Source organism: uncultured Phocaeicola sp. (assembly GCF_948499155.1).
In the GTDB taxonomy this organism is placed as follows: Bacteria; Bacteroidota; Bacteroidia; order Bacteroidales; family Bacteroidaceae; genus Phocaeicola; species Phocaeicola faecalis.
Map to the genome: position 1 here is coordinate 24,174 of NZ_CAOOSE010000035.1, position 10,119 is coordinate 34,292.

The following is a 10,119-nucleotide window of genomic DNA, read 5'->3' on the forward strand; positions in this document are numbered from 1 at the left end:
GCTAGAGTGAAGTGAATGATATCTATTTATAAGAAATCCATTTAATCATTTCTTTGAGTGTCGGTTTCTTGCCATACATCAGGATACCTACACGATATATTTTTCCCGAAATCCAGATGAGTGCAAGTGCTGAGGCATAGAGCAGACAAAGTGAAAGAATGATTTGCCAAGTCGGTGCATCCAGCGGAACACGTACCATCATGACGATAGGGGAGGTAAACGGTATGAGAGAACACCAGAAAGCCAGCGGGCCGTCCGGGTTATCGCCACTGTAGATACCGGCGTAAAGGGAGAATATCATCAGTATCATAATGGGAGTCATAAACTGTTGTGAATCTTCCATGGCATTGATAGAGGCTCCGATGGCAGCAAAGATGGAGGCATAAATCAGGAATCCACCGATGAAGTTCAGGGTAAAGAGGATTCCGAGCTTCAGCAGATTCAGATTTTGTAAGGCGCTAATCATGCCTTCGGCACCTTTTAGAATGGCTGCATCTCCACCGAAAGTATTGTCGGCAATACCCAAAAGGATAACAAGCAGAACACCCCATATCAGCAGTTGGGTAATACCAACCAGACCAATGCCGATAATCTTGCCAAGCATCAGTTGAAGCGGCTTGACCGATGATACCATCAGCTCGACAATGCGGCTTGTCTTTTCTTCCATGACACTCTGCATCACCATGCCTCCATAAGACATAACGAACATATAGATAAGGAAGGTTAGTACCATACCGACGGCTATTGCAATGCCGGCGTTTGATTCGTTGGCGCTACCGTCTTCACTCCATTTGATGGTGCGTGCACTGTATCTCTTATCAAAGTCCTGCATGATATTTTGTAACTCGGGAATGTTATAACTGGTCAGCTTATCGTGTCTGATTTGTTCATTCAGCGTATTGTTTACCAATGACAGCAAGCCTTTAGTCACTTCTTTGCGCGAATAGATGGCGGCGGCTGTGGGATTCTGAATCAAGTCTTCTGTAATTTCCACTACAGCGTCTATGTGGGTAGTGTCACTCCGGTATTCGGGCAACATTTCTTCTCCGCTGATGAAATGATAAGATTCATCGTCTTTGAATTGTCCGATGTACTTCTGTGTGTGGTCAATGATTACTACTTGTTTTACTTCATCACTTTTCACTGTCGATAGCAGTGCGGGAACAAAAATGAGAGCTGCAAAGATGAACGGCATCAGGATGGTAAGAAGAATAAATGATTTCTTGCTTACGCGGTTCAGAAATTCACGTTGTATAATGATTAATATCTTGTTCATGACTTTTGGCGTTTAGTGTTTATCCAGACCTTCTACCGTGCGGATGAATATTTCGTTCATGGATGGCAGGCATTCGGTAAAGGAGATTATTTCGGTTTGTTGGGCTATTTGGGTCAGTAATGCCGAGTTGGACATATCCTGTTGTTTTTGTAGGGTATATCGGATTTCTTCTTCGGTGGGCTGACTGTCTACAATCTTGAACAGGCGAGATTCTTTCAAGGGTTGTCCTTTCGGAGTGCTCAGGGCATAGGTATTGGCCTTGAAGCGCGAACGCACCTCCTTTACATTACCTTGCAACACCACTTCCGAATGATTGATGAGCGCGATATTGTCACATATTTCTTCTACCGAAGCCATGTTGTGTGTGGAAAAGATGATGGTGTGTCCCTCTTTTTTCAGTTCCAGTATTTCACGCTTCAGCAGTTCGGCGTTCACAGGGTCGAAGCCGGAGAACGGTTCGTCAAATATCAGTAATTGGGGTTTATGCAATACGGTGATGATAAATTGCACCTTTTGCTGCATCCCTTTGGACAGTTCTTCCAACTTCTTGTTCCACCACGGAGTAATTTCAAACTTCTCGAACCATATTTTCAGTCGTGAGCTGGCTTCTGCTTTGCTGAGGCCTTTCAGTTGCGCCAGGTAGATAGCCTGTTCGCCCACTTTCATTTTCTTGTATAAACCGCGTTCTTCGGGCAGATAACCGATATGATAGATGTCTTCGGCCTGTGACAGATGTCCGTTGAAGCGTACTTCTCCCGAATCGGGGGCCGTGATGCGGTTGATGATGCGGATGAGTGTAGTTTTGCCGGCACCGTTCGGCCCCAGCAATCCAAAGATTTGTCCTTCGGGGACCTGAATGCTGACACCATTCAGCGCAGTGTGGTTGGCAAAGCGTTTGACCACTTGATGCGTTTCTAAGAAAAAATTATTCATAGCTTTTTATGTTTGTTGTTTTGTTGAATCAAAATGTCAACGTTATATTTGTTTCGGCTAACTCGGGGACAAAGTTATGGATTTTTTCTTATAGCTGTGAGTGAAAAGGGAAAATAATTAGGTTGAATCGGATTTATGTCAAGAAGAAATAGCTGTCTTTACTTTTGCAGAATCCTAAAGGTAATCAGTATAGAGCAGAGTATTTATTCCATCGGTATACAGAATTTCGAGAGCCTTCGCCAAGACGGTTATCATTTCAACTTCAAGACTCCCGGCATCTACAATCGGGGTGAATGGGCGGCGAGGCATGCGAAGGGGAAACCATTCATCTCGAAATGCCGATGAATAGGACAAAAACGGATGGGGGAAGGGGGAAATTCCTGTTTTGAAGAGAGGGGCACGGCTTCAAAGTGTACGTTGTTGGAGCTGTTGATGTAAGATAAAATAGGTTAACTTTTTTTTGTTGCGAAGAACAGCGTGACGGTTTATTTTTTAGCTTTGTTCATATATTAACTTTAAATATAATGATGTATGAAAAAGATTGTAGTTTTATTTGCTTTATTTCTAATTCTTGGTGCAAATATTTATTGGGATTGTATTGATTCAACAGGAAACTTGTCAGAACTTCAACTAGCAAATATTGAAGCTTTAGCAAGTGGCGAAAGTGGAGCTTCCAATACGGGACCTAGAGAAGAAAAAAAATGTTATGGCGGCGGACATAAAATGGTGTGTCGTTCCATTAATTCCGAATCATGTACTGACTCTGATTGTTATTAACTTCTTTTTTTACGCCTTTGTATTAATACTGAGCAGAATTTGGACAAGACAATTAAAGCCTTGTCTAAATTATTCATTAATGATTGTGCTTGTTAAAAATGAAAAATAGAATTATACAGATATTTCTACTAGGATTATTATCAGCTTGTTCTGGGAATAAAGATTCTGTTGAAACAGTTCCTTTAAATTGTGATGTATATAAAATAACAATACCTCTTGATGAAGCTTATTATGATTCCGTCACTAGTCACATTGCAGACACTTCATTCGTTGTTCTGAACGAAGGAAACAACATCATGTTCTCTTGTGCCGACAAAATAATAGAATACAATAACAAATATTATATTCTAGACCAAAGCGCATTACGAACTGTTGTATCCTTTAAAAAGGATGGTACATCTGATATTAAATATGGTCGTGTAGGACAGGGCCCGGGAGAATATGTTTTTCCTTGGGATATGCATGTAGACGAAACCGGAGTGTACGTATTAGATACAAATTCCAAAAAAATCATTCATTACACTGAATCCGGGACTTTCTTAAGTGAACAGAAAATTCCTTTTTTTGCAGATGCCTTCAAACGACTGAAGAATGGCAATTTTATATTTAACACGACACCTAACGGAACACAAATGCCAGCTCTGATTTATACGGATTCGTTAATGAATCCTATTGCGCGCTCAATGCCTTATCAAGAAGGTTATATAGGAGGATGTACGACAAACGAAATTTTCAGGAATAACAATTCAGGATTATGTTATTATCGTTCGCCTTCAGATTCTTTGGCAATATTGGATGAAGATGGGAAGGTACACACCTTCATTGTTTTTGATTTTTTAGATAAAGCTATCTCTCAAAAGGCAAAAACAGATTATTTAGCCTTTCGTCGAAGTAAGCCTTCTGCCGATTACTTAAGGTTGGTAAACAGTCCTATCGTCGTTTCTGATAGTACTTGGATAGGACTTATTGAAGATGGGAATAGTCAATATACTATTATATTCAATCCTTTCAATAATAAATGTGGATGTAGAAAGTTTACAAAATCATCTTCTGTATATGATATTATAGAACCTATGTCCTCAGATGGTAAAGGAACTATTGTAAGTCTTATCAGCCAAGAACTGGAAAATATGTGCAGAGATTATGAATCACTACCTGACACTATAAGAAATGCGCTGAATGATGGAAATCGGATTTTGTTGGTTAACAAATTTCATTTTTAACGTACTCCAATATTAGTCCCATAGTAGTATCTTGTCAAAAAAAGAGAGTGTGTCAGATTGAAGACACACCCTCTTTTTATTTATTGGGAAGGATTATTTATAATCCTGCCAGCTCTTGATTTGAATATCCTTTTCGCTCATTTCGCAGAATGCTTCGATGAAGGCACTTGCCAGACGAGCATTGGTAATCAAAGGAATATTGTGGTCGATGGCTCCGCGACGAATCTTGTAACCGTTAGTCAACTCACGTTTAGAATGGTTCTTCGGAATGTTGACAATCAGGTCGAACTTGTGTTCGGCAATCATTTTCATCACGTTATTCTCTGCATCAGGGCGTTCATCCGGCCAGTACACAGGAGTGGTGTTTACTCCGTGTGCATTCAGGAAAGTAGCAGTTCCGGCGGTTGCATAGATTTCGTATCCTTTGTCTGCCAACATGCGGCTGGCTTCCAACAAATCTACCTTAGATTTGGTAGCACCTGACGAGAACATGACAGATTTCTGAGGAATCTTAAATCCTACAGCAATCAGTGAGTTCAGCAAGGCTTCATGGAAGTCATCGCCGATACAACCTACTTCACCGGTTGAAGACATGTCTACACCCAATACAGGGTCAGCCTTGTGCAAGCGTGAGAATGAGAACTGAGAAGCTTTTACACCAATCCAGTCAATGTCGAATGCCGACTTGTCCGGTTTGCTGTATGGAGCACCCAACATGATGCGGGTGGCTGTTTCAATAAAGTTACGTTTCAATACCTTAGAAACAAACGGGAATGAACGTGAGGCACGCAGGTTGCACTCAATCACTTTCACTTCGTTGTTCTTGGCCAGGAACTGCATATTGAACGGACCGGAAATATTCAGTTCTTTAGCGATGCGGCGACCGATTTTCTTGATGCGGCGGGCTGTCTCGAAATAAATCTTCTGTGCCGGGAATACCAATGTAGCGTCACCGGAGTGTACACCAGCATATTCAATGTGTTCGGAGATGGCATATTCCACCACTTCACCGTTCTGGGCTACAGCATCAAACTCTATTTCTTTGGTTTCCTGCATAAACTGTGATACCACTACCGGATATTCCTTAGAAACTTCCTTCGCCATCTGCAAGAACTCTTTCAATTCGTCTTCGTTGTAGCATACGTTCATGGCAGCACCCGAGAGTACGTATGAAGGACGAACCAATACCGGATAGCCTACTTTGTTAACAAAATCTTCCATCTCTTCCAGGCTGGTCAATTCTTTCCAAGCCGGTTGGTCAATGTCCAGTTGGTCGAGCATGGCCGAGAATTTATGACGGTTTTCAGCACGGTCGATAGACAGTGGTGAAGTTCCCAATACAGGTACGGACTGACGATGCAGTTTCATTGCCAGATTGTTGGGTATCTGTCCGCCTACCGATACGATAACGCCGCCCGGTTGTTCCAAGTCGATTACGTCAAGTACACGTTCGAATGAAAGTTCATCGAAGTACAGACGGTCACACATATCGTAGTCGGTAGAAACTGTTTCGGGGTTATAGTTAATCATGATGGATTTGTAACCCAGCTTGCGTGCAGTCTGGACGGCGTTCACAGAGCACCAGTCAAATTCTACGGAAGAACCGATGCGGTAAGCACCCGAACCCAATACGACTACTGATTTTTCGTTCTTATAATAATTGACATCATAACCTGTAGTAGCGTATGTCATATACAGGTAATTAGTCAGTTCGGGATGTTCTGACGCCACTGTATTGATACGTTTCACAGCCGGAAGAATATTCAAAGCCTTACGACGGGCACGTACAGCCAGGTTTTCTTTTTCCATATTGCCGTTTGCTTTCAACACGAAGCGTGCAATCTGGAAGTCGGAGAAGCCTAACACTTTAGCTTGGCGAAGTACATCTTCAGGCAAATCCTCTATCTTGTTATAAGTAGAAAGTTTAGCCTTATAGTCAACGATGTTTTTCAGCTTGCCCAGGAACCACGGGTCAATCTTGGTCAGCTCATGGATACGTTCAATGCTGTATCCTTCTTCCAATGCAGAAGCGATGGAGAAGATACGGAGGTCTGTCGGGTTAGCCAGTTCCTCATCCAGGTTTTCGAATTTGGTATGGTCGTTACCCACGAAACCGTGCATACCCTGACCAATCATGCGAAGACCTTTCTGAATGATTTCCTCGAAAGAACGTCCGATAGACATGATTTCACCTACCGACTTCATGCTGGAACCGATTTGGCGTGATACACCGGCAAACTTGGTCAAGTCCCAACGGGGAATCTTACAAATCAAATAATCCAATTGAGGAGCTTCGTATGCTGAGTTGGGAGTACCCATCTCGCCAATCTGGTCCAGTGTGTAACCCAAAGCGATTTTAGCGGCAACGAATGCCAAGGGGAAACCGGTAGCCTTGGAAGCCAGTGCGGAAGAACGGCTCAGACGCGCGTTTACTTCAATGACACGGTAGTCGTTGGTATCTGCATTGAAAGCGTACTGGATGTTACATTCACCCACAATACCCAAGTGACGGATACATTTTGTAGACAGTTCTTGCAGCATGGCCACTTGTTCTTCTGTCAGCGAGCAAGTGGGGGCCACCACGATAGACTCACCGGTGTGGATACCCAGCGGGTCGAAGTTTTCCATGCTTGCTACGGTGAAGCAATGGTCGTTGGCATCGCGGATTACTTCGAATTCAATTTCTTTCCAACCTTTCAATGATTCTTCAACCAGGATCTGTTTAGAGAACGCGAATGAGCTTTCCGCCAATTTGATGAAAGCTTCTTCGTCCGGACAGATACCGCTACCCAAACCACCTAATGCGTAGGCAGAGCGTACCATAACCGGATAACCGATTTCGCGGGCAGCCTTCAGAGCTTCTTCCATGCTTTCCACAGCGTGGCTCTTCGGGGTCTTCATCGGAATTTCATCCAGTTTCTTTACGAATAAATCACGGTCTTCAGTGTACATGATGGCTTCTACAGAGGTACCCAGTACTTCTACACCATATTTCTTTAATGTACCGTTCAGATAAAGTTCAGTGCCGCAGTTCAGTGCAGTCTGACCACCGAAAGCCAATAAAATACCGTCCGGTTGTTCTTTCTTGATAATTTCTTCAACAAAGAAGGGAGTGACAGGAAGGAAATACACCTTGTCAGCTATACCTTCCGAAGTTTGAATAGTTGCGATGTTCGGATTTACCAACACCGAGTGAATACCTTCTTCGCGCAATGCTTTCAGCGCTTGTGAACCTGAGTAATCAAACTCTCCTGCCTGGCCGATTTTAAGGGCACCCGAACCCAATACCAGGACTTTCTTTAAATCCTTTTTCATTGAAAGTTTCTTTTTATAATAGTTGTTTTAATGTCGCTAAAATATAAAAAAAATGCGTCCATCCTCGTGAGAGGACTAACGCATTTGCTTTATGTCTATATTATCTTTGTTCCTGTAGGATACATAGCATCTTTAAATTTTGTGCAAAGTAACTACTTATTTCTAAGATAACAAAATAAATCAGGCTCTTTGTCAATGCCGATTGAGATAAAAATGAGAAATCTATGCCCGGAAGCTCACTTTCTGTATATTTATTCGATATTATCAGAATCGGCGTAATGCAAGAGAAAGGAATAGCCGGTGTTATTCATATCTATTAAGGTAATGTCTTTCAGCCTGCCGTCTTGCAAGAAACTATAGTCGTATGTATAGTAAGTGTCTTCTATGATATTCTCACTCCGTTTGCCCAGGATGCCTGCCAGTTGTCCGAATGTGTTTACTACGTTTACATAATTCTGGCGTTCGTCAATGCATTGCACCAGCGTGTTCAAATCAAGGCTGTAGTCATTGGCAATGGTGGATACTTTGTATTCACTGTTGTAAGTTCCCCTTGGCGTGGAAGTAATGGAGGACAGGTTTTTCTTGTTCCATTGGTATTCAAGCACTATTCCGTTATTGTTACTGCTTTTCAGGTATCCTTCATTATTATACGAATAGGTGATAGGACTGTCCTGATTGGAAAACTTGCACACATAGCTGCGTCCGTTCTCTAGAGTCGTGGTCATTTCCACCAACGGAGAGTTTTCCGAAGAGTAATTATAGCTTATTTGTGAATTGTCTCCATAGGAATAGTTTATGGTAGCCAGTGGAGCATTGCTGCGCACACCCGTCAGGCGTTTGTCTTTATCATAAGTAAAGTCAATATCACCTTCATAGCTGATGACATCGGTGATTTTATACACTTTAATTCCGGTAATGACTTTTGATGGGGCAGAAGACTTTTTATCATCGTCATCGGAACATGCAGCGAAAAATATGCTTGCAACAGAAATAAATAGAGCTAGTTTAATAGTTGGTCTTAGTTTATTCATAACAATTATTATATGTGAAATACAGATTCAAAGTTAAGTTATTGTGCTAGAATATTCCTATCTTTGCGTAATTTTTAATATAAGATAATATTTAAGAGATATGGGAAAAGAAAAAATCATATTGACAGGTGACCGTCCTACCGGAAGGTTGCATATCGGTCATTACGTAGGTTCATTGAAACGCCGGGTAGAGCTCCAGAACTCCGGATTGTATGATAAAACTTTTATTTTTATAGCAGATGCACAGGCTCTGACAGATAATATCGACAATCCTGAAAAGGTTCGTCAGAATGTTATTGAAGTGGCACTTGACTATATGGCTGTCGGCTTAGACCCTGCCAAGTCTACTATATTCATTCAGTCCCAGATTCCCGAACTTTGTGAGCTGACTTTCTATTACATGGATTTGGTTACCGTATCTCGTTTGCAGCGTAACCCTACGGTGAAGACAGAAATACAGATGCGTAATTTCGAGACAAGTATCCCTGTAGGCTTTTTTACCTATCCTATTAGTCAGGCAGCCGATATCACGGCATTCAGGGCTACAACCGTGCCGGTGGGAGAAGATCAGGAACCGATGATTGAGCAGACGCGTGAAATCGTCCGCCGGTTCAATCATATCTATGGTGATACGCTGGTAGAACCGGAAATCCTGTTGCCCGACAATGCTGCTTGTCTGCGGTTGCCGGGCACGGACGGAAAGGCAAAAATGAGTAAATCGTTGGGTAACTGTATCTATCTCTCCGATACAGCCGATGAGGTGGAAAAGAAAGTGAAGGGTATGTATACTGACCCGACCCATATCAAAGTATCCGATCCGGGTAAACTTGAAGGCAATACTGTCTTTACTTATTTGGATGCTTTCTGTAAACCTGAGCATTTTGAACGTTATTTGTCTGATTATCCTAACCTGGATGAATTGAAAGCACATTATACGCGTGGCGGTTTGGGAGATATGAAGGTAAAGAAATTCCTGGCAGCTATCATGCAAGAGGAACTGACTCCCATTCGTGAGCGCCGCAAGGAATTTGAAAAAGATATTCCGGCTATTTATGAGATGTTGCGTAAAGGATGTGAGACAGCTCGTGCAACAGCGGCAGAAACATTGGATGATGTACGCAAGGCCATGAAGATAAATTATTTCGATGATGCGGAGCTGATTGCTGAACAAGCAAAGCGTTTCGGACAAGAATAAAAACGCATCTTTGCACTGTATATGGAGCAAAGGGGTTGTGTCAAAACGTGGATAATGCTGTCGTTTCGTTCGTAGGGGCGAGGTTCGCTCGCCCGAAAACAGTTTACTTTGTGTCTTCGGGCAGGCAAACCCTGCCCCTACAACTGACGATTGGATAGGTTGGTTTTGTTTTGCCTCCCCTCTGTATATTTTTATGCCTTGTTAATCAGCGTGTTAGTAGCCACGATGAAAAATAAATGAAAAAATAATAGGAGAAAAGTTTGCAGTTATCAAAAAAAACCATACCTTTGCAACGCTTTTGAAAACAAGAGGCAACGGGCGTTTAGCTCAGCTGGTTCAGAGCATCTGCCTTACAAGCAGAGGGTCGGC

The 10,119-nt window shown here is 42.3% G+C and carries 7 protein-coding genes; 3 read left to right on the plus strand and 4 right to left on the minus strand.

The genetic code is table 11. The features are described from left to right. Positions 1-22: 22 nt before the first annotated feature. Positions 23-1,276: an ABC transporter permease gene (locus QYT14_RS17185; protein WP_288325505.1), complete on the minus strand. Its 1,254-nt coding sequence runs from the start codon at positions 1,274-1,276 to the stop codon at positions 23-25. Positions 1,277-1,288: 12 nt separating this feature from the next. Then, complete coding sequence (locus QYT14_RS17190) at positions 1,289-2,209, minus strand: ABC transporter ATP-binding protein (protein ID WP_288325506.1); 921 nt, start codon at positions 2,207-2,209, stop codon at positions 1,289-1,291. A 531-nt stretch (positions 2,210-2,740) separates the two neighbouring features. Here QYT14_RS17190 and QYT14_RS17195 point away from each other — a divergent pair. Together QYT14_RS17195 and QYT14_RS17200 are read left to right on the plus strand one after the other, a co-directional pair. After that, positions 2,741-2,986: an NVEALA domain-containing protein gene (locus QYT14_RS17195; protein WP_005941296.1), complete on the plus strand. Its 246-nt coding sequence runs from the start codon at positions 2,741-2,743 to the stop codon at positions 2,984-2,986. Positions 2,987-3,084: 98 nt separating this feature from the next. Continuing rightward, on the plus strand, positions 3,085-4,209 hold the full coding sequence (locus tag QYT14_RS17200) for a 6-bladed beta-propeller (protein ID WP_288325507.1): 1,125 nt from the start codon (positions 3,085-3,087) through the stop codon (positions 4,207-4,209). A 93-nt stretch (positions 4,210-4,302) separates the two neighbouring features. On the opposite strand, the gene carB is transcribed toward QYT14_RS17200, so the two are convergent. Together carB and QYT14_RS17210 are read right to left on the minus strand one after the other, a co-directional pair. Further along, the gene (carB, locus tag QYT14_RS17205) at positions 4,303-7,524 is read right to left on the minus strand and encodes a carbamoyl-phosphate synthase (glutamine-hydrolyzing) large subunit (protein WP_288325508.1); all 3,222 of its coding nucleotides are present in this window, start codon (positions 7,522-7,524) and stop codon (positions 4,303-4,305) included. Positions 7,525-7,775: 251 nt separating this feature from the next. Continuing rightward, positions 7,776-8,555, minus strand: coding sequence for a hypothetical protein (locus QYT14_RS17210; protein ID WP_237040213.1), 780 nt, complete (start codon positions 8,553-8,555; stop codon positions 7,776-7,778). Between the two features lie 100 nt (positions 8,556-8,655). Between QYT14_RS17210 and trpS the strand changes: the two genes are divergently transcribed. After that, a complete protein-coding gene (trpS, locus tag QYT14_RS17215; RefSeq protein ID WP_237040212.1) occupies positions 8,656-9,750 on the plus strand; it encodes a tryptophan--tRNA ligase in 1,095 nt (364 codons plus the stop codon). The last annotated feature ends 369 nt before the right edge of the window (positions 9,751-10,119 follow it).